Annotated in this window: 16 protein-coding genes and 1 tRNA gene; 8 read left to right on the top strand and 9 right to left on the bottom strand. The window is 58.9% G+C overall.

Features of this window, described 5'->3' with window-relative positions; genetic code table 11:
* Nucleotides 1–52: 52 nt before the first annotated feature.
* From Q4577_RS06035 to Q4577_RS06020, 4 genes are all read right to left on the bottom strand, one after another.
* On the bottom strand, nucleotides 53–1198 hold the full coding sequence (locus Q4577_RS06035; protein WP_303469755.1) for a gamma-glutamylcyclotransferase: 1146 nt from the start codon (nucleotides 1196–1198) through the stop codon (nucleotides 53–55).
* A 3-nt stretch (nucleotides 1199–1201) separates the two neighbouring features.
* The gene (locus Q4577_RS06030) at nucleotides 1202–1642 is read right to left on the bottom strand and encodes a TrgA family protein (protein WP_303469756.1); all 441 of its coding nucleotides are present in this window, start codon (nucleotides 1640–1642) and stop codon (nucleotides 1202–1204) included.
* Nucleotides 1643–1776: 134 nt separating this feature from the next.
* The gene (locus Q4577_RS06025) at nucleotides 1777–3183 is read right to left on the bottom strand and encodes a deoxyribodipyrimidine photo-lyase (RefSeq protein WP_303469758.1); all 1407 of its coding nucleotides are present in this window, start codon (nucleotides 3181–3183) and stop codon (nucleotides 1777–1779) included.
* A 148-nt stretch (nucleotides 3184–3331) separates the two neighbouring features.
* Nucleotides 3332–4972: a BCCT family transporter gene (locus Q4577_RS06020; RefSeq protein WP_303469760.1), complete on the bottom strand. Its 1641-nt coding sequence runs from the start codon at nucleotides 4970–4972 to the stop codon at nucleotides 3332–3334.
* Between the two features lie 449 nt (nucleotides 4973–5421).
* Between Q4577_RS06020 and Q4577_RS06015 the strand changes: the two genes are divergently transcribed.
* Nucleotides 5422–6033 (top strand): nucleotidyltransferase family protein, encoded by a 612-nt coding sequence (locus Q4577_RS06015; RefSeq protein WP_303469761.1) that lies wholly within the window; start codon nucleotides 5422–5424, stop codon nucleotides 6031–6033.
* Nucleotides 6034–6085: 52 nt separating this feature from the next.
* Here the strand turns inward: Q4577_RS06015 and Q4577_RS06010 are convergent, their stop codons facing one another.
* The 3 genes from Q4577_RS06010 to Q4577_RS06000 all read right to left on the bottom strand — a co-directional run bounded on the left by Q4577_RS06010 (nucleotide 6086) and on the right by Q4577_RS06000 (nucleotide 13500).
* A complete protein-coding gene (locus tag Q4577_RS06010; RefSeq protein WP_303469762.1) occupies nucleotides 6086–9814 on the bottom strand; it encodes a Hint domain-containing protein in 3729 nt (1242 codons plus the stop codon).
* 448 nt (nucleotides 9815–10262) lie between these two features.
* Entirely contained in the window at nucleotides 10263–12242 is a 1980-nt protein-coding gene (locus Q4577_RS06005) for a Hint domain-containing protein (protein WP_303469763.1), read from the bottom strand.
* Nucleotides 12243–13414: 1172 nt separating this feature from the next.
* A tRNA-Leu gene (locus tag Q4577_RS06000) sits at nucleotides 13415–13500 on the bottom strand.
* Between the two features lie 214 nt (nucleotides 13501–13714).
* Here Q4577_RS06000 and lipB point away from each other — a divergent pair.
* A complete protein-coding gene (lipB, locus tag Q4577_RS05995) occupies nucleotides 13715–14371 on the top strand; it encodes a lipoyl(octanoyl) transferase LipB (RefSeq protein ID WP_303469764.1) in 657 nt (218 codons plus the stop codon).
* A gap of 122 nt (nucleotides 14372–14493) precedes the next feature.
* On the opposite strand, the gene Q4577_RS05990 is transcribed toward lipB, so the two are convergent.
* The gene (locus Q4577_RS05990) at nucleotides 14494–15063 is read right to left on the bottom strand and encodes a carboxymuconolactone decarboxylase family protein (RefSeq protein WP_303469765.1); all 570 of its coding nucleotides are present in this window, start codon (nucleotides 15061–15063) and stop codon (nucleotides 14494–14496) included.
* Between the two features lie 98 nt (nucleotides 15064–15161).
* Between Q4577_RS05990 and Q4577_RS05985 the strand changes: the two genes are divergently transcribed.
* The 5 genes from Q4577_RS05985 (at nucleotide 15162) to Q4577_RS05965 (ending at nucleotide 19497) form a co-directional block, all read left to right on the top strand.
* Nucleotides 15162–15734 carry a TetR/AcrR family transcriptional regulator gene (locus Q4577_RS05985; protein ID WP_303469766.1) on the top strand — a complete coding sequence of 191 codons (573 nt, stop codon included), beginning with the start codon at nucleotides 15162–15164 and terminating at the stop codon, nucleotides 15732–15734.
* Nucleotides 15735–15994: 260 nt separating this feature from the next.
* Nucleotides 15995–17665, top strand: a complete 1671-nt coding sequence (locus tag Q4577_RS05980; protein WP_244686928.1) for a cytochrome c oxidase subunit 1 — start codon at nucleotides 15995–15997, stop codon at nucleotides 17663–17665.
* A 195-nt stretch (nucleotides 17666–17860) separates the two neighbouring features.
* Nucleotides 17861–18028, top strand: a complete 168-nt coding sequence (locus Q4577_RS05975; RefSeq protein ID WP_303469768.1) for a hypothetical protein — start codon at nucleotides 17861–17863, stop codon at nucleotides 18026–18028.
* 72 nt (nucleotides 18029–18100) lie between these two features.
* Nucleotides 18101–18592, top strand: coding sequence for a DUF2244 domain-containing protein (locus tag Q4577_RS05970; protein ID WP_244687675.1), 492 nt, complete (start codon nucleotides 18101–18103; stop codon nucleotides 18590–18592).
* 101 nt (nucleotides 18593–18693) lie between these two features.
* Entirely contained in the window at nucleotides 18694–19497 is an 804-nt protein-coding gene (locus Q4577_RS05965; RefSeq protein WP_303469770.1) for a hypothetical protein, read from the top strand.
* Between the two features lie 114 nt (nucleotides 19498–19611).
* Here the strand turns inward: Q4577_RS05965 and Q4577_RS05960 are convergent, their stop codons facing one another.
* Nucleotides 19612–20076: a GatB/YqeY domain-containing protein gene (locus Q4577_RS05960; RefSeq protein ID WP_244686934.1), complete on the bottom strand. Its 465-nt coding sequence runs from the start codon at nucleotides 20074–20076 to the stop codon at nucleotides 19612–19614.
* A gap of 202 nt (nucleotides 20077–20278) precedes the next feature.
* Between Q4577_RS05960 and carA the strand changes: the two genes are divergently transcribed.
* The gene (carA, locus tag Q4577_RS05955) at nucleotides 20279–21442 is read left to right on the top strand and encodes a glutamine-hydrolyzing carbamoyl-phosphate synthase small subunit (protein ID WP_303469872.1); all 1164 of its coding nucleotides are present in this window, start codon (nucleotides 20279–20281) and stop codon (nucleotides 21440–21442) included.
* Nucleotides 21443–21525 lie beyond the last annotated feature (83 nt).

Below are 21525 nucleotides of genomic sequence, written 5' to 3'. Positions count from 1 at the left end.
GTGACCCTCCTTGAAAAATGTTGTGTTTGTGTAGGCCCCGTGGCCCGTGAACTCAAGTGTGCCTGACGCCGGCAGCACCGCGCAGTTCCTCACGATGGCGTGCAAGCCAAAGCAGCATCATTGCCAAAGGCCCGACATTGACCTCGCCACTGGTCACCAGATCCATCGCATGATCAAAGCTGATGACATGGCTGCGGATGTCTTCGGCTTCATGCGCCAGCCCCGCAACCCCGCCGGTGTGATCCGACAGATCACAAAGCCCCAGATAACAATGGAAAAATTCGGTGGAATAACCGGGCGAGGCATAGATCCGGCTGATCAGGCGCAGATCACCCAGCGTGAGGCCGGCCTCTTCGACCGCTTCGCGACGGGCACAATCCGCCGGGTCTTCGCCGGCATCCACCAGCCCGGCAATCGGTTCCAGCACCCAAGGGGCCGGGTCCTTGCGCCAGATCGGGCCAAAGCGCAGCTGTTCGATCACCATCACCTTGTCGGTCACCGGATCATAGGGCAGCACCTGTGCCGCATCATAAGCCACAAAGGTTTCCCGCGAGATTTCCGGGCTTTGGGCGCCATCGAATTGACGATAGCGGATGTCGAAATCCTTGATCCGGAAAAAGCCGTCATACCCGGCACGTTGCGTGCCAATTTCCACCGCAGACGCATCCGGCGCTCGGCGCAACGTGCTGGGCGCAGGCCTGCGTCCCAGACACCGGGCCCAACCGCGCGCCCGAATCCACGGGAAAAGCCGATCCATATCCCGGGCCGAGGTCACGCCGAAACGCTCCATCACTTCTTCGGCGGCTTCCAACGTCACATCGCCAAATTGGGCCACCCAATCCGGCAGATGCCAGGGCGCGCCAGCAGTCCAGCGATTGGCCGCAGGCAAGAACACCAAAGCCGACCGTTCTGCGCCATCTTCGGTGCGGATTGTCATCGGCTCCAGGCTATAGTCAAATCCGCCTTCATAATGATCGAGCCGCGCCAGATCTTCGGCGCTCAGATTCGCGACCCATTGGCCCGGGGTCAGGGCACCGTCCTGTTGCTGGATCATCGGGAACCCCTGCCCCGCCACCCAATGCACCGACCATCCCGGCAATTGCGCGGGCATCAGGTCAATCGCGGCCGCAGACCGTCCCAGGACGCGCTCCAGCAACGGCACATGACACAGGGTGCCGTAGAAAAACAAATCGGGCATGGTTTATTTCCAACGTTTCGAAGCAAGCAAGGTCAGCACGCCCGCGACAATGCCGCCAACCGCCAATGTCACCACCATATCGGTGGTAAACACCTCGGCGGCAAAGTCGACGCCGATCTGAAACACCGCGGCGACCGCTTCGACCGGGCCGCCATACCGGTGGCGCATGGCCAGACGCATCATTTCATTGGACGATTGGGTGAACAACGCCAGAAAGGTCATCACCGCCGCCCCGGTCAGACCATAGCTGACCGCCTCGGCCAGTCGCGTGGTGGCCAAACGGCCGGTGTAGAACCAGCCGGTCAAAAAGCCGATGACCATATTCAGCGGCAGAAAGATCCCGAAATCGGTGCTTTCCGGCATGACCTGCATGACCATTTTGGACACCAGATAGGCCGTGATCGACAAACATATCGCGGCGACAAGCTTGGGTATGGTTGGCATCTGCTCGCGGGCCTCCTTGGGGACTCTGGCGTTAACGTCCAGTTATCGTTGCCCGCGCTTCCGGCGCAAGGCCGCGACGGCACTTCCCCCCACACCAGATGCGAAGCGGCAACGCCATGCCGCAAAACCGACCCTCAGAACCCGCGATTTTCATAGGCCAGAAGCGCCCGTTTGCGTCCCGCATCAAGCCCAACCACAGGCGCCGGATAAAGATCACCGGGCGTGATGTTCCAGCTTCTCGGGATCGCGTCAAAATAGGCCCGCGCAGTGGCGGGCGGATTGGCCTGCCCCTCGGCAATCCAGCGGCGGACATAGGCACCTTTGGGGTCGAATTTCTTGGCCTGAGACTCTGGGTTGAACACCCGAAAATACGGCGCGGCGTCCGGCCCGGACCCCGCCACCCATTGCCAGCCCATGGCATTTGATGCCGCATCCCAGTCGGTCAGACATTCGCCAAACCAGCGTTGACCAATGCGCCAATGCACCAGCATGTGTTTGGTCAAATAGGATGCCACAACCATACGCACCCGGTTGTGCATCCGCCCGGTGACATACATTTCGCGCAGACCGGCATCGACCAGCGGCACCCCGGTGCGCGCCTGTTGCCATGCGATCACTTCAGGCAGGCTCTCATCCTCGCGCCAGGCGAAATTGTCCCATCCCGCGCGCCAATTGCTGTCCAGCATGTCCGGCCAATGCACCATCAGATGGGTGGCAAAATCGCGCCAGGCCAATTCGCGCAGAAAGGCCTCTGCGCCTTGGCTGTGCTCTTCGCGGGCGCGCAGACCGGCGTGCCAGCATTGATGTGGCGAAATCTCTCCGTAGGTCAGATATTCGGACAGACCAGAGGTTCCATCCACCGCCGGAAGGTCACGGCGCTGGTGGTACAAGGCGATACTGTCACCGGCAAATTCCGCCAACCGGTTCTGCGCGGCGGTTTCGCCGGGATGCAGATACGCGCGCACCACATCCGCGCCACGCCGCATCCGCGCGCCAAGCGCCCAATCCGCCAGATTTGCACTTTCGGGCCATGTCTCCGGCGGCGGGATCTTGCCCGGCTCTGGCAGCGGCGCGTCAACGTCGCGGGTCTTTACCGTTTTCCAATAGGGTGAAAACACCTTGTACGGCCCGCCGGTCTTGGTCTCGACGGTGGTGGGTTCAAACAAGACGGTGCCGCCAAAACTGCGGACGTCGATCCCTTTTGCGCGGAACCGGGATTTGATCTCTGTGTCGCGTTCGCGGCTCTGGGGATCGTAACAGCGCGTCCAATAGATCCGTTTGGCGTCAACCTCGGCGACCAGTTCGGCCAGAACCTGCTCGGCACGCCCGGATCGCAGGATCAACCGTTGACCGCGTGCCGCCAGTGCCTGTGCCAAATGTTCCAATGCAAGACCAAGCCGCCAGGCCGGGGCTGCGCCCAGTTGATCGACCGTTGCGTCGCGAATGAAAACCGCAACCACCGGCCCGGCAGCACAGGCCGCCGTCAGCGCGGCATGATCGCTCAGACGCAGGTCGCGCCGAAACCACAGGATCGTTGTCAATGCCGTCTCCTTTACCCAACCGGTTCAATCGAGCGGATGTAGGACAATGGCAGGCAAAGTACATGCCGACAGCAAGGCCCAAAACGAAAAAAGCGCCCGAGGGGGCAAATCGCTCCCTCGGACGCCAGATCATGCACAGGATGCAAGGTTATTTGCGTTCTGCCAACAAGCCTTTGAAGATCGCCCAGCACATCAGCAACAGGACAATGGTGAACGGCAAGCCGGTCGAAATCACCATCGCCTGAAGCGAGGCCAATCCGCCACCGATCAACAGCACGATCGCCACCGCGCCTTCGAACACACACCAGAACACCCGCTGTGGCACCGGCGCATCCACTTTGCCACCCGCCGTGATCGTGTCGATCACAAGCGAGCCACTGTCAGAGGAGGTCACGAAAAACACGATCACCAACACAATCGCAATCACCGAGGTGATGCTGGACAGGGGCAGACCGTCCAACATGGCGAACAGGGACATTGGCGGGTTATAGGCGTCGATCACCTGGGCCTTGACCGCGCTGGTGGTCGGGTCGCTCAGGACCTGATCAATTGCCGCGCCACCGAATGTCGCCATCCACAGGACACAGACCATTGACGGGATGATCAAAACGCAGATCACGAATTCCCGCACCGTGCGGCCCCGGCTGACGCGGGCAATGAACATGCCGACAAAAGGTGACCAGGAAATCCACCACGCCCAATAGAAGGTGGTCCAGCCATGCATGAACCCGGTGTCTTCGCGTCCGATCGGATTGGACAAGGCAAAGATCTCTTTGCCGTATTCCGAAATACCGCCGATGAAATCCGACAGAATACCGCCCGGCCCCGCCGCAAAGAACACGAACAACAACAACAGCGCCGCAATCACCATGTTGACTTCGGACAGCAGTTTCACGCCGCCATCCAACCCGCGCAGCACCGACACCAGTGCAATTGCGGTGATCGCGGTGATCAACAGAACCTGAACCGTGATCGACACCTCGATGCCAAACACATGGCTCAGACCGGCATTGGCCTGTTGTGCGCCAAACCCCAAAGAGGTCGCCAGACCAAACAGCGTGGCAAAAACCGCCAATGTGTCAATGACATGGCCCCACCAGCCCCAGACGCGTTCGCCCAGGATCGGGTAAAACGCCGACCGGATCGTCAGCGGCAAGCCTTTGTTATAGGTGAACAAAGCAAGGGCCAGCGCCACAACCGCATAAATCGCCCAAGGGTGCAAACCCCAGTGATAGATCGTGGCCGCCAACCCCATGCGCCGCGCCGCATCGACGTTTTCGGCAATGATGGCACCGTCTTCACCAATCGGGCTGGCCACGCCGAGCGGTTCGGAAATTGCCATGTGATAGACCGGTTCCAACACGCCAAAGAACATCAGGCCAATGCCCATGCCGGCCGCAAACAGCATCGCGAACCAGCCAATATAGGAATAATCCGGCACCGCATCTTCGCCGCCCAGCCGGACCTTGCCAATCGGCAGGACGATCAGAACAAGGCAAAACACCACAAAGAAATTGGCCGCGCCCAGAAAAAACCAGTCAAAGGTGCTGGTCAGCCAGGGGCGAAGCCAGCCAAAAACCGCGCTGGCCTGTTCGGGCAGCGCCAAGGCGTAAAATACGAATGCAACAATCGACAGCCCGGAGATCAGAAACACCGGGTTGTGAATATCCACACCCAACGGCCCGATCCGGGTCTCCAGATTGTCTTGACCGATTTCATAATCGGTCTCGATGATTTCGGAATGCCCCTCGGGATCGGGTATCCCTTGGGTATTGCTGGTGTCGGTCATTGGTGACCTCCTGTTTCCATTTTCTCTGGTCGCTTTGATCGGCGTGCTGGCGCAAATCGGCTGGCGAATGCGCCATGTTGACCGCACATTCCGGCGGTCGGGTATCCGTGTCGATGCCTGAAACCATGGCTTGGCAGACAGGCCAATTGCGGATCAACATCCGCCGTCACCCCAATTGGCACCCATATGGCCAAGCTATCGGAATTTTTCAGGCTCTCGCCAAGGGATACGGCGCTACTGGCATCAAAAGCGACATACGATAGGTCGCTTTTGTCATAGGGATGAGCCCACCGCAACACGCCAGAGCAAGTATTTTTGCGCCCCACCATTGTAATGTCCGCCCCCTGCCCGTGCGGGTGTCGCGGCCAATATTTGCCTTTCCAAAGGCCGAGGCTGACAGAGCAGACAATCCATTCTAGTCTGAGGTCAAACCGTCGAAAGGACCGCACATGCTGACCGCTCTGATCCTGCCCGCTGCCGGGCAATCCAGCCGGATGCGCGGACGGGACAAGTTGCTAGAGGATGTCGGCGGCCAGCCCTGTTTGCGCGCCATGGCGCTTCGCGGGTTGGCGGCGGGGCTTTCGGTCATTGTCACGCTGCCGGACGAAAACCACCCGCGTGCACGCGCCCTGGCCGAGGTGCCAGTGCGCCGGTTGGTGGTGCGGGATGCCGCGCGCGGCATGTCAGAGAGCCTGCGCACCGCGATGGCCGCCCTGCCCGCGGCCACCGATGCCGCGATTGTCCTGCCGCCGGATATGCCGGATATCAACCGCGACGACCTTACCGCGCTGATTGCGATGGCGGGCGAGTCGCCGGGCGCATTGGTGGTGCAGGCAAGCTGCGCCGACGGCACGCCGGGTCATCCGGTGCTGTTCCGCAGGGCGCTTTTTGGTGAATTTTCGACGCTGACGGGCGATTTGGGCGCGCGTGACATCATCGCGCGGCATGCCCAATCGCGGGTCTTGGTGCCCTTGGCCGGTCAAAAGGCCCGCACCGATCTGGATACGCCCGAAGATTGGGCGGTCTGGCGAGCAGCACAGACCGCCCAGGGCGGGGGCTGAGAGGCAGCGCTCAGCCCGTCCAGCCGAGTGTTCGGCGCGATCGCCGAAACCGTCAGCTCATCAACATGACCCGCGCCTGATGCGACTTGAGCGCGGGGCGCGCAGCCGGATAGACCGCATGCAGATCCACCTGCGCCGCAAGCTCCGGGAACAATGCCAGAAGCTCGTCGCGTTGATCACCGTCCAATGCCGCCAGAGTCATGTCGCCGGGTTGGAAGCTTTCCGACCACAGACCATCGCTGAGCACCACTTCGTGTTGATCAAACAGGATATGAATATAGGTGACCCCGTCGCGATCATCGGCCCGTGACACCCCATCCAGACAGGTCATGTGACTGGCCGCGACCAACACCTCTTCTTCGCCGAACCACATCTGCGCCGCCGCACTGTTGATCAAGACCCGGTGTTGCGGCGACACCATCATGTCCCGCATCGGCATGCCCGGCCCCAACGCATCCTGCGAGATCCGAATGGGGCGCAGCGCCGCGCGCGCGGCCAGCTGTGTCGCATTCAGACTGCGCGAGCCAACCCAACGGATCATCTGATAGCCATTGTCGCGGGTCAGAACCCGGTCCCCGACCCGAAGATGTTCCACAGGCACCTCGCCGCGCAAGGTCTTGATCACGGTTCCGGGCGTAAAGCACGGAATATATTCGACATTTTCAATATCGCGAAAGACCAGCGTTTCGCCGTCGTCCCAGGTGACAGTGCCGCGTTCGGAATCAAGTGGATCAAAGGTGATCGCCGCCGGACCGTTCACAATCAACGTGTCGTTGTCATCCCCGCCCGCGCCGCCATCCACGGTATCATTGCGCCCGGCAATGATCGTGTCGGCATCATCGCCGCCGCGAATACGGTCTGCACCCGCCCCGCCGCTCAGCCTGTCGGCGCCAGCGCCGCCGTCGATGGACATGCCGGTGCTGTCACCAGCCCCATCCAGCGTATCATCGCCCGCCCCGAGGTGCAGCGCCTCGATCTCGGTGAATTCTGCGCTGCCGGTGCCGGTGGTCACGGTGCCGGCCTCGTCCCCGGTCAGCACGACATTGGCCCCCAGCGTGTCGGTCAAGGCAAGCGTATCCTGATCGACCCCGCCAGCGCCGCCATCAATTGTATCACTGCCCTGGTCGGCGGCCAGCGTGATCAGATCCTGATCGTCGCCGCCGGACAGGCTATCGTTGCCCAGGCCACCGTCGATTGTATCGCGGCCTTCGTCACCTTGTATCGTGTCGCCGCCTGCCCCGCCGCGAAGACTATCCTCAGACTCGCCACCAGAGATGAAATCGCGGCCGGCCCCGCCCGTGATGACATCAGCCGAGTCCTGCCCCGACAATGTATCGTCGCCGCTGCCGCCGGTGATGACATCCTCGCCACTGCCGCCGAGGATACTGTCATCGCCCGCGCCGCCATCCAGCGTGTCATCGCCAAAGCTGCCTTCGATATCGTCGTTGCCCGCGCCCGCATGGACCGAGTCATTGCCGCCACCGGCCTTGATGATGTCGTCCTGCGGGCCTTCGCCGGGCAGATGACCGTCATTGTTGTCAACCTGGTCAAGATCCTCGTCGACCCAAGTGTCGGCGACAATGGTGTCGTCGGCCCCGGTGCCGGTCAGAATGCCATCCGACGGAATGCCAATGGCGTTAAGCCAGGCCGGGTTGTTGGCCACAGCAGGCGAAATGCCGACCAATGTCAGGTTTTCACCGCCGGTAAAGGTCAGCACCGCATTGCCCGACCCGTCGTCCGTGACACCCACATCCCCCAGATGCACCGGCGTTGTCCCGCCGTCCGAGGTCAGCTCTGATACATCCAGTACATCGACGCCGGTAAAGGTGCCATCGCCGTTGTCGATTGGTCCGGCAAAGCCCTGAACACTGTCGGTTCCGCTGAAATCGCCAAGGGCAATGGTGTCATTGCCACCCCCCAGAACGAGGTTTTCGATTTCGATAAAGGCGGCGGTGTCAGTGCCGTCGCTGAAACTGCCGTCTTCCGGGTTCAAACCGGTCAGATCAACCCTCAGCCCGGTGGTGGTGGCCGACAGATCCAGCGTGTCGCCGTGAATTTCGTCAAAGGCGTCACCGTCGAATGTGTCGTTGCCGAAATTGTCTTCGACAATGAAAACATCATCGTTGAATCCGCCCCAAACGTAATCGTCGCCCAGACCGCCGTGCAGCTCGTCCTCGCCATAGGAGCCGCGCACATAATCGTCGCCGTCATCGCCATACAGCGTGTCATTGCCGGTATTGCCATAAACCGTATCGTCGCCGCTGCCGCCGTGTTGCAGGTCGTCCTGATACCCGCCGTCCAGCGTATCAGACCCCGATCCGCCCAAAAGCGTATCATTGCCTTCGTCGCCATAGAGGCTGTCATTGCCGCTGCCGCCGCCGACAACGTCATTTTCAAAGCCGCCATAGACTGTATCGCTGCCCTCGCCACCGTCGATCGTGTCATTGGCGGTTCCGCCATAGATCAGATCGTTGTCTTCGCCGCCCAAAAGGCTGTCGCGGCCGTCGCCGCCTTCGATGGAATCATCGCCTGCGCCGCCATCGATGGTGTCATCGCCCGCCCCGCCCAACACGGTGTCATCGCCCAGCCCGGAAAGAACGCTGTCCGCCCCGCCCTCGGCATGTACCATGTCATCATTCGACGCATCGGAATGGTCGAAATTGTCGATCATGTCGCCTTGGGGATCGCCCACATAGCTGGTGTCGATCAGATCGGCATCTCCGGTGCCTTTGACAATGAAATCCGGCGGATTATTGGTGGTGGTGATGGTGGCAAATCCGGTGGCCGGTGTGCCCTCGTCATCGACGGTGGAATAGGTGAATGTCGAGTCACCAATGTCACCATCGGTCAGGATCGACACCGTGCCATCAGGGTTAAGCGTGATCTCTTCGCCGGTGTTCAGGGTCACGGTATCCCCGGGGTTCACCGCCTGATTGTTGATATGGGTGATCGTCAGATCGCGATCTTCCGTATTGTCATCATTGGACAGAATGTCATGCACCTGGGTGGTGTTCGGCCCCTGCGCCAGATCATCATTCACCGCAACAGATTGCGCCTGCACGGAATTGCCCATGATCAACAGGTTGGAATCATAGACTTTGTCCCCGCCGTCGCCGATACCGATGCGAATGTCGTTTTCTTCGCCCTTGTTCACCGGCGCGGTGATCGACAGCACCACGGTCGCACCGTCCATTTCGGTGTTATAGTTATCTTCGGCCTCTGGATTGTCGACATAGAGGTTGGGATTGGCGGTGGTGTTGATCGTGTCGATGGCAATCGCGGTCGCCGCGCCGTTGCCGGTATCCAATGGCATATAGGTGCCGTTGACCCAGATCCCGACCGCGTCATTCACGCTGCTGCTGACATATTCCAGATATTCCTCGGACGAGAACACAAGCTGCATGGTCAGCGTGTCACCCTCGGGAACGAACACCGCAGAGAGGAACGCGCCGTCAAATGTGCTTTGCCCCGAAACCGCATCCAGATCGGCATCGCCGTCGACGCCATCGGCCATTTTCGTGCCGGTGTTGGCGGCGGTGTTGGTGTCGGCAGAGCCGTCACTGTTGGTGATGTCGCGGGCCTTGCCTGTGGACAGGATCACACCCGTGTCAGAGGGGCTCAATTCCCCCAGGGTCGCTTTGCCGCCCGTATAGGTTCCGGACGCGGCCGCATCGCCATTATAGCTGGCTGAAACCACGCTGACCCCTTCACCGAACATGGTGTTCGCCATCGTCAGTGCATCGGCGTCTGTGCTGATATTCAGCTCACTTGCTATTGGCATTATTGTGCCCCCACAAAGTAATCCGGTTCAATGACCAGTCGGTCCCGACCCGGTAAGATCAAGTCCTGCCTTTTTGACCGTTAAATTGGCCCTAAATTTGAGGTACTAAGGGCGAATTGCGGCTATTGTTGCCGAAGGCGGCAAAAAATATTGCGCCATGTCAAAACCGCCTGGCCGGGGCGTGACCGCATCCCGAGACCAAAGTTAAAACCAACAAATTCAAAGCATTACAAGGTAATCGCACAATCCATGAGCGGATTGAGGCGCAACAGCCTGTCCTGCGGAGTGTGATGGCCAACGGCCAATTGGGCCGAATTGCGGCAAATTCGACCAGCTTTGGTCGCAAAATGAAAAAACCAGAGGCGGTTTCCCGCCTCTGGCCTTTCGCGTCCCCCGCCGACGGATCGGCAGAGGAGTGCTGCATATTCCGTGATCGAATGTCTGGCGCTTAGCGCGCCAGAAGTCTTGCTTCGTGCTTTTTCAGCGACCGGCGTGCGGCGGTGTAATCTTCCAGACCTTCGACTGTGTCCAGCTCTGGGAAGAGTTCCAGAATTTCCGAACGCTGCGCATCGCCCAGACCGTCCAGTGTCTGAATGCCGGGCTGGAAGCTTTCGGTCCAGACACCGTTCGACAGGACAACTTCGTGCTGGTCGAACATGAAGTGGATATAGGTCACACCCAAGGTGCCCACTTCGTCAACGCCAGCCAGATCGGTCAGGTGCTTGGCCGGGGCCAGAACCTCACGCTCTTCGAAGTAGAGCTGCGCCTTGTCGCTGTTCATCAGAACCCGGTGCTGCGGGCTGACCAGGATGTCCTGTTCCGGCAGGTTCGGCCCGAGGCTTCCGGCCTGGATCAGGATCGGACGCATATGCGGCGACCGTGCCAGTTGATGTCCGGTCAGCTCGGTTGTGCCAATCCAGCGGATTTCCTGCAGGCCATTGTCCCGGGTGATGATCCGGTCACCTTCGCGCAGATCCTCGATCAGACGTTCGCCGGTTGGGGTGGCGATTGTCGTCCCCGGGGTAAAGCACGGCGGTGTCGGGTCGATGATGACTTCGATATCTTCGAAGGTCGACGTGCCAAGCGATGTGCCGGTGTCATCGAAGTATTCGACAGTACCGTCTTCCTGATCCGCCGAAGTATAGGTGATCGAGATCGACCCGCCGGTCGGAACAGAGTTGGTCAGATCAAGCGTGTCCCAATCGTTGGGAAGACCGTCTGCGCCGTCGCCGGCCGGACCATCGCCACCGTCGATGCTGTCGCCAACGTCGGAACCAAAGATCGTGTCACGCCCGTCACCGCCATAGATCGTGTCGGCACCTTCGCCACCAATCAGCAGATCTTCGTCGATACCGCCATCAAGGACGTCATCGCCTTCGCCGCCGACCAATGTATCGTCGTCGTCGCCACCAAGGATCGTGTCATTGCCCGCTTCGCCATCGACGAAATCGCGGTCGTTGTCCGGCACCGGATCAGTGGCATCGGGTTCGTTGTTGAACAGCGTTGCGCTGGTCTGCGCGCTTGCGTCGATATAATCGTCGCCCGCATCGCCAAAGATTTCGTCCGAGCCGTGACCGCCAATAATGCTGTCGTCACCTTCGCCGCCGTCGACGAAATCGTCATCAATGCCGGCATTGATCGTGTCGTTGCCGGTGCCACCGTCGATGGTGTCCGCGTCGTCGCCGGTCATGATGGAATCGTTGCCGTCACCGCCAGAGACCAGATCGCGGCCATCGTCGATGTTGGGGTCCGAAGCCACGCCACCGATTGGCAGGTTGGGATCGTCGCCTACGTAATCAGAGAAGGTGTCGATTCCGGCAATGATGGTATCATCGCCTGCGCCGCCGTCGATTGTGTCGGCACCTTGGAGATCGGTGATGGAATCATTGCCCGCACCGCCATCGACGCTGTCGTCGTCGATGCCGCCTTCGATGACGTCATTTCCTTCGCCGCCGAAGATCGTGTCGCGGTCGTCGCCGGTTGTGATGGTGTCATCGCCGGCACCGCCGTCAACCAGATCGCGGTCGTTTTCCGGGTCGTCGTCGACCGGCACGGTTGGAAAGGTCACTGCGTCAATGGCAGGATCTTCGTTGTCGGTCTGAATCTCGTCGTTGCCTTCGCCACCATTAATGGTGTCGCTGCCATCGCCACTTTTCAGGGTGTCGCCACCTTCGCCGCCCTCGACCGAGTCATCGCCGTCACCGGCAAGAACGGAATCATCGCCGTCGCCGGCCTGGATGATGTCGTCTTCGGAATCTTCCGGGTCGGTCGAAAAGATATTGTCGCTGTTGTCGACCATATCGCCCTGGGGGTCGCCGGTGTAGCTGACGTCAATTGTATCGTCGCCCGTTGTGCCCTGTACGATTCCGTCCAGGCCATCCGTGTTGGGGCCACCATTTTCTTCATTGTTTTTAATGTTATCGGACACGTTAACAACGCCCCCCTTCGCATGTACTGTTAAAATCAAACGTGGTTGCCGTCACAGCAGTGTGACCCGCAACCTGGTTACCGGAACTGTTGACCTGCGCTTCTGCGCTTTGATCTTTCCGCGCCGTATACAAAAGACGTGTCACAACTGCGCCCTTCGATGGAGCAATCCCGTCGGCGCACGTCATCGGGTTGTGGACCCCGTGCATTCCCCTGTTATCGGAGAGCCCCCGGGCGCCCCGGATTTGATACAGATCAGGCATCATAGACCCCATCACCTTCCACTTTAGGACAGCTTCCCAGACGTTCAAAAAACGTTCGGGTCGCATACCGCCAATCATTGTGTCACACGTCTGACGAAAGCTGGACGGGCATGTCATCAGGCAATTCTCGCCTGTTTGCGCCAAGCAAAGCACCTACGCACTTTGTCCTGACACATCCCATCCGTCCTTCGACGCATAACGGTTCAGCGGCCGCCCCCGTGGCCAACAAATTTTTCGCCCCCCAGCGAGCAATGCAACATTATGGTCTGGCTTAACTCAAACAAAGGAGAAATTGTCTGAAAAATAGACCGTGTTCATTCGGGAAACAGTTGATAACGGTCGCGAATCTGTCGCCCACACCCGTTTTAATTGATCTCAATGGAACTGAAAGTGTCTCTTAAGGATATGAAATATATACACAATACGGGTGCACACTCTCGAAAGTATAGCTGACCGCAGATCCTGGCCTGATGGGGACACACAACCCTATAGCGTCACGTTCCTGTCGCGGAAAAAAAGACTATCGCACAATGCGCTGTTTGCGAAATGGAACCAATTGCGTGCAAGGCAGGTGATTGGGCTCAATTATGAGACGTGTGATCCGAAGGGTCCGATTCGAATTCGCTTAAAATTCGACGGGTTACAGACAGCGCTTTGCGGTTTCATCTACCGCCGCGCGCGCGCCCCACAGGACAAGCACAATGAGATTGGCCCAAGGGTTTGGTCGATGGGCTCAGCCCTGATCCATTGAAGCGAAAGCCCGTCAAATCCGAAGCGGCCCGATACATCGGGGGGCCATCCCACGCGATCCTGTCGAATCGCAACATTCAGAAAAGCAGCATTCGCCCCACACCCAAGGCCGGAAATTTGTCTGTAAAGACAACCACCTGACACAATTGTTCTGAAAAATTGGTGCGGTCGGAGAGACTCGAACTCTCACGGGTGTTACCCCACAGCGACCTCAACGCTGCGCGTCTACCATTCCGCCACGACCGCACACTTTGAATGGTTTGCGGGGTTTAGCCAATTGCCAAAGCATTGCCAAGGGCAAAGTCCTGCACCATCGCGAATTTTTCTCAACCACCCTAATTTCCGTTCACGTCGCTGCGCGGGATCGAAGCAAACGGCGTATCAGGTGCCACATGCATGCATGGCGGAATGACCGAAAATCGGGTTTTCCCCGCCCCGGTGGCGGTGTAGATCCGACAACATGGTAGACTGGATAATCTCTGACGGGCTGACCGAATACGACGACGCGGTCCAATTCATGGAAACCCGCGCCGCGGCCATTGCCGAGGGCCGTGCGCAGGAAGCGATCTGGCTGGTGGAACATCCACCGCTTTATACTGCGGGGACATCCGCAAGGATCGAGGATCTGACCGATCCAGACCGTTTTCCGGTGTATACGTCAAAACGCGGCGGGCAATATACCTATCATGGCCCCGGCCAGCGGGTGGCCTATGTTATGCTGGACGTCGGCAAACGCGGTCGCGATGTGCGCCGCTTTGTCCAGCAGCTGGAACATTGGGTGATTGCAACGCTGGATGCCTTCAACGTCAAGGGCGAGATTCGGGAAGGCCGGGTTGGCGTCTGGGTCCAGCGCAATGACAAACCGCTGACCGCAACCGGCGCTCCACAGGAAGACAAGATTGCCGCAATCGGCATTCGCCTGCGCAAATGGGTCAGCTTTCATGGGGTGTCGATCAACGTAGAGCCGAACCTGGAGCATTTCACCGGGATCGTGCCCTGTGGCATCACCGAACATGGGGTCACCAGTCTGGTGGATCTGGGGTTGCCGGTAAACATGGACGATCTGGATGTGGCCCTACGCGCCAAATTCGATGAGATCTTTGGCGAGATCGCCTGACATAAATCAGCCTGACATAAATCAACCTGACACAAACCAGCCTGACACAAAACAAAAAAGGCCCCCGCCCGAGGGCGAGAGCCAGACACTAATACGGCAAACGCCGCACCACTATCACGGGGTCATGCGACCAAAGGTTTGTCCGAACGGGTCCAGGCCAGCGGCTTGAACACATCATCAATCGGCGTTTGCGCAAGGTGGTTGGTGTAGTTCGACATTGTCTTCTGCGCGATGCCGAGAATCACGTCCAGAACCGCGCGATGGCCGAAGCCGGCATCAAAGAATGTCTGCAGCTCTTCTTCGCTGACATTCCCGCGCGAGCGCACCATTTTCAATGTAAAGGTCCGCAGCGCTTCGAGCTTTGCGGTCGGCAACGGTGTTTCATCGCGCAACGCATTCGAAATCTCGTCCGAGACCTTCATCATCTTGGCAATACCGGTGTGGGCCGGGACGCAGTAGTGGCATTCGTTCTCGACGTTGATCGCCTGCCAGACCACGGTCATCTCATCCGCGTCGAATTCGGTTTCGGTGAACAGCTTGTGCAGCACCTGATAGCCTTCATAGGCCTGCGGGCTTTCTGCCAGCACCTTGTGCAGGCCCGGCAAACGGCCAAACGCCTTTTGCGAGTTTTCCAGCAGCGGCTTGGAGGCTTCGGGGGCGGAATCGAGATCATGCGAGGGGAACTGAGCCATGGGATGTCCTTTTGGGTTGATGTTCGAGATGACATTTAGGCTTTCTTGAGCGATCACTCAAGTATATAATTGAGCGATCGTTCAAGAATTGGTGACCCATGCCCCGCAAACCCTCTTATGACCGTGATGATCTGATCAACCGCGCCCGTGATCTGTTTTGGAAACGGGGCTGGGCCGGCACATCGCTCAAGGATCTGGAGGCGGAATTGAAAATGAAGCCGGGCAGCTTCTATGCTGCATTCGGGTCAAAGGATGCGCTTTTTGCACTGGCGCTGGATCGTTATGCCGCCGACGGTCAGGATCGGCTGAAGGCATTGGCAGAGGCCAAGGGCCCTCTTGGCGCCTTGCAGGCCTTTCCGATGCAGGTATTGCAAAACACCCAGGCCGCCGCGAAGGCTTGTATGTTGTCCAAGACATTGCTGGAACTTCAGGCCCATGCGCACCCTCTTGCCGATCAGGCCGACGCACATCTGCGGCGGATGGAGGCCTCTTTTGCCGATCTCTTTCGCGCGGCACAGGCCCAGGGGCTGATCACATCCAACCAGTCGCCAGCCGCCCTCGCCCGTCGGTATCAATCCGATCTGCTGGGGTTGCGGGTGTCGGCCCAGCGCCCCGGCATAGATGCAAAAGCGATCGCACAAGAAATGTCCCAGGAACTGGCCCGTTTGTAATCGGCGCGCGATCAGAGCGGTTTTGCCAGTGAACCCAAGCGGACAGGCCCGCCCCGAAACATCCCACCCTGACAAATCGCGCCCGGCAAAATACCGCTGCATCCATTTGCCGGTTCTTGATTTTCAACCGGCTGCGACAAAAATACTTGATCTGCGTCAAACTCCCCCGTTGCCGTCACCGCCGCCACATTCTAGAACCGGATTAGATTCCAGGTGTACGCACATGCGTATGCCCCAGATTTGTCTACAGGAGGCACGACATGGCTGACGCCGCCATTCACGGCCACGAGCATGAAGATCAGCGTGGGTTCTTTACCCGCTGGTTCATGTCCACCAACCACAAGGATATCGGGATTCTCTACCTGATCACCTCGGCTTTGGCGGGTTTCATCTCGGTGGCATTTACCGTTTACATGCGACTGGAGCTTATGGAGCCGGGCGTACAATACATGTGTATGGAAGGCGCTCGCATGATCGCCTCGGATGCGACATGTACGCCCAATGGCCATCTGTGGAACGTGCTGATCACCGGTCACGGCATCCTGATGATGTTCTTTGTCGTCATTCCGGCATTGTTCGGCGGTTTCGGCAACTACTTCATGCCGCTGCAAATCGGCGCGCCGGACATGGCCTTCCCGCGGATGAACAACCTGTCCTACTGGCTGTATTTTGCCGGCACTATGCTGGCGGTCTGTTCGGTTGTTTCGCCGGGCGGCAACGGCCAATTGGGCTCTGGTGTGGGTTGGGTTCTGTATCCGCCGCTCTCCGTCAAAGAAGGCGGGTTGTCGATGGATCTGGCGATCTTTGCCGTGCACGTTTCGGGCGCAAGCTCGATCCTGGGCGCGATCAACATGATCACCACCTTCCTCAACATGCGCGCACCGGGCATGACCCTGTTCAAGGTGCCGCTGTTTTCCTGGGCGATCTTTGTCACAGCCTGGCTGATCCTTCTGTCCCTGCCGGTTCTGGCGGGCGCGATCACCATGTTGCTGACCGACCGCAACTTCGGCACGACCTTCTTTGATCCTGCTGGCGGTGGCGACCCGATCCTCTATCAACACATCCTGTGGTTCTTTGGCCACCCGGAAGTGTACATTGTGATCGTTCCCGGTTTCGGCATCATTTCCCACGTGATCTCGACCTTCTCGCGCAAGCCGGTGTTCGGCTACCTGCCGATGGTCTGGGCGATCATCGCGATTGGCGCGCTGGGTTTTGTTGTCTGGGCGCACCATATGTACACCGTTGGCATGTCGCTGACCCAGCAGAGCTACTTCATGATGGCCACCATGGTCATTGCGGTTCCGACCGGCGTGAAGATCTTTAGCTGGATCGCAACCATGTGGGGCGGATCGATCGAGTTCAAGGCACCGATGATGTTCGCCATGGGCTTCTTGTTCCTGTTCACCGTGGGCGGCGTGACCGGCATCGTTCTGTCGCAGGCTGGCGTCGACCGGGCCTATCACGACACATATTATGTCGTGGCGCACTTCCACTATGTGATGAGCTTGGGCGCGGTCTTCTCGATCTTCTCGGGGATCTATTTCTACTTCGCCAAGATGACCGGCCGTCAGTATTCCGAGCCGCTCGCGCATCTGCACTTCTGGATGTTCTTCATCGGCGCGAACCTGACGTTCTTCCCGCAACACTTCCTGGGTCGTCAGGGCATGCCGCGCCGCTACATCGACTACCCAGAGGCCTTTGCCACCTGGAACTACTGGTCGTCGGTTGGTGCGTTCATCTCCTTCGCGTCGTTCCTGTTGTTCTTCTACATTGTTGCCCATGCTCTGCTGAAAGGCGCAAAAGAGACCCGCAACAACTATTGGAACGAATATGCCGACACGCTGGAGTGGACACTGCCCACACCGCCGCCAGAGCATACTTTCGAAATCCTGCCCAAGCAGGAAGACTGGGACAAAGGTCACGCGCATTAAGCTGCTGACACCCTGTTGAAAATGACCAAGGCCCGCGAATTTCGCGGGCCTTTTCTTTTTTGCCCACGTGAGCGAACGCAACGGGCCAGAACAACTGGCCAAAACGTGAAACGTTAACAAATGTGACCCACCGCACGCCAGTGGTGGGTGGCCCATGCGATAGGTCCGCATGCATTGCAGTCCCGGACCAATCCCATGTTTCAAAAAATCGCCATTCCCGCTTTGACCGGCCTTTTGATCACCGTCGCCGCCGCGCCGGTTCTGGCCTTTACCATGCCGAACCTGCCCAACCTGACCTTTCCCACCGATACGGTAGCAGACGACACCGAGTGCACGGCCCACTGCGCCACGACGTCTGGGTAATCGCCGCCCAATTCATATTGATCGGCCCATTTTCCCATCGACGCGGCAATCGCGGATACCTATATCTTGGCCATGCCCTATTGCTGGTTAAACAATTCCGCATCTGACGAGGCCGAGTTGCGCCTCTGGCCGCATCAATCGCTGCCTGCGCGCGGCTATGCGGCGTTTCTTCTGGCAACTTTTGTTTTCGCCACCATGCCGCTCTATGGGCTGCTGGGCACAAAACTGCTTTGGGGGTTGTTGCCGTTTCTGTTGCTGGCCTTGGCCGGGGTCTGGTTCGCGCTGGACCGCAATCGTCGCAACAGCCAGATCCTGGAGGTGCTGCGCCTGACCCCGTCCGAGGTATCCTTGACCCGCCAAAATCCAAAGGGCCCGGATCAGAGCTGGTCCTGCAATCCGTTTTGGGCCAAGGCACATTTGCACACCTCGGAAGGTCCGGTGCCAAATTACGTCACCCTGAGCGGTGCGGGACGTGAAGTCGAGATCGGCACATTTCTGTCAGAAGATGAGCGGAAGGCGCTTTACCGCGATCTGCTGCGCCATCTGCCCTATCGGATGGCCTAGGCTGGATGGCCCAAATCCCCGCAACATCAAAATCCGCCCGGTTCAGGCGACGGACCTGCGCCGCGGTCCTGGGGGCGGAATGGCTTTTGCGTCATGACCGCATGCTGCAATCATCTGAACGCGCCGCGCTGAAGGCACGCCAGACGCCGCCGAAACAACCGGCACAGCAAGTTGTCTTTTTGATCCCGCTGGTGGGCCGCCATCATGTACAGGACTGGCAGGGCACCTGCACCAGATTGACCGCCACGCTGACCGCCCTCTTGCGACAGTCGAATCCGAACTGGCAGGCGGTGGTTTGTGGACAGGACCGCCCAACCTCCCTGCCCGACGATCGCCGCATCACGTTTCTGCCGTTTGATACGCCGGTCGCGGGCAATGACAAATGGCACAAGCTGGCGCAGCTAACCACCTATCTGCCGCATCTTGAGGTTGCGGCGGGCTATGCCATGACCTTTGATGCGGATGATATCGCCCATCCCGATCTGGTTAAGGAAATGCTGGGCAATCAGGCCGCCGGAGGCTACCTCGCCGAAACCGGATATGTGTGGGATCAGGGCGCGGCGACACTTGCCTTGGCCGGGCCACGCAGATGGTCAATGCCGTTGCGCAAACCATTCTGGAAACTCTGTGGGTCTTGCGCCGCCGTCCGGTTCGATCTGGCGAATGGCCCCGTCGAGATCGACTATCTGCGCGAGATGAGCCAACATGAACACCGCATGTTCCCTTACCTCGCCCAATTGGCAGGTCGGCCGCTGACACCGTTGCAATCACCCAAGGTGCTATACCTGTTAAATCACGGTGAGAATTTTGGTGCACGCCGGGGCCGTGTCAGCTTCAAGACACGCTTCGTGCAACGCTACCGCGTCACGGATGACGCGGCAGTGCGTGCAGATTTTGATGTCTGACACCGTTTGGTGTTCGGCCCGGCTTGATCTCTGACTCAGCATGACCTTGCAGTCATACCAAGTCGGAAAACCATTCATCGCGGCCCAGATCAGGCCTGATCAGGTCGCGCGCGATCAGGCCTGCGCCAAGCGGTCTTTGACCATCGGGCCGACGGCACCGAAATCCATCTGACCGGTGTAACGGGATTTCAACTCTCCCATCACCTTGCCCATGTCGCGGATCGAGGTCGCCCCGACCTCGCTCACGGCGCCGTCGATTGCTTTGGCCACTTCATCGTCGCCAAGCTTGCGCGGCAGGAATTCTTCGATCACGGTGATTTCAGACAATTCCCGCTCTGCCAGATCCAGCCGACCACCCTCTTCATAGGTGCGTGCGCTTTCCTGGCGCTGTTTGACCATTTTGCCAAGGATGGCCAAAACATCGGTCTCTTCGACCGTCTGTTCCTCGCCTTCCCCTCTCAGGGCAATTTCGCGATCCTTGATGGCAGCACTAATCAGACGCAACGTTGACAGCCGCTGAGCGGCCTTGTCACGCATGGCCTGTTTGAGCGCTGAATTGATGTCTGCGCGTAAACTCATGTTGTCCCATCCCCATGGGTTAATCGAAGTCACCACAATATGCCATGCAACGATTGCTGGCAACCGTCAGATTATTTTGATAACCCACTGTAAAGAAAAGGAAACTCTATTTGGTGTCAGAACGCCCAATGGCCTTGACCCGGCTGGCGCCAGACCTTAGGTTCCGGCAAATTTACCCGACATGATGGATGGAATCGCCGAAATGACCGTGCGCGCCGATCAAACCCCAACAGCCTGTCTCGCGCTTGCCGATGGCACGGTTTTCTATGGCACAGGTTTTGGCGCAACCGGCACCAAGGTGGCGGAATTGTGCTTCAACACCGCCATGACCGGCTATCAGGAAATCATGACAGATCCGTCTTATGCCGGCCAGGTCGTGACCTTCACCTTCCCGCATATCGGCAATACCGGCGTCAATCCCGAGGATGACGAAACCGGCGATCCAGTGGCCGAAGGTATGGTGGTCAAATGGATGCCGACCGATGCCTCGAACTGGCGCGCGGCACAGGAATTGGGCGATTGGCTGGCGGCACGCGGCCGCATCGCCATTGGTGGCATCGACACCCGTCGGCTGACCCGTGCAATCCGCCAACAGGGCGCGCCGCATGTGGCGCTGGCCCATGATCCCGATGGCAATTTCGATCTCGAAGCGCTGATCGCGCAGGCCCGCGCCTTTCAAGGGCTGGAGGGGCTTGACCTCGCGCTGGATGTGACCTGTTCGCAAAGTTATCGTTGGAATGAAATGCGATGGGCCTGGCCGGATGGCTATGCCCAACAGGAAAGCCCGAAACACAAGGTTGTCGCGCTGGATTTCGGCGCAAAGCGCAACATCCTGCGCTGCCTCGCCTCGGCGGGATGTGATGTCACGGTGCTGCCCGCCACCGCCACAGCGGCAGAGGTGCTGGCGCATCAACCGGACGGGGTGTTCCTGTCCAACGGGCCCGGGGATCCGGCGGCCACCGGCAGCTATGCGGTGCCGATGATCCAAACGCTGATCTCGGAAACCGACCTGCCGATTTTCGGGATTTGCCTTGGGCATCAGATGCTTGCTCTGGCGCTTGGTGGACGGACCATCAAGATGAACCACGGCCACCACGGCGCCAACCATCCGGTCAAGGATATGGCATCCGGCAAGGTTGAAATCACCTCGATGAACCACGGTTTTGCGGTCGACGCCGCAAGCCTGCCGGACAACGTGATGCAAACGCATGTCTCGTTGTTTGACGGATCGAACTGCGGCATTGCGCTGAAATCCGAGGGCCGCGCGGTGTATTCTGTGCAACACCACCCCGAGGCCAGCCCCGGTCCGCAGGACAGTTTCTATTTGTTCGAGCAATTTGCCGCAGCAATGGCGGCAAATAGTTAACAGATCCGGGCGACTTTACTTGGACTGTTAACCTTACCTTAAGATATTGTTAACGAAGCCTTAAGCAAAAATTTGTCATTCTG

The organism is Marinovum sp. 2_MG-2023, from assembly GCF_030548265.1.
GTDB lineage: Bacteria > Pseudomonadota > Alphaproteobacteria > Rhodobacterales > Rhodobacteraceae > Marinovum.
The sequence above is the reverse complement of the archived record's forward strand: the minus strand, read 5'-3'. Positions and strand labels throughout refer to the sequence as shown.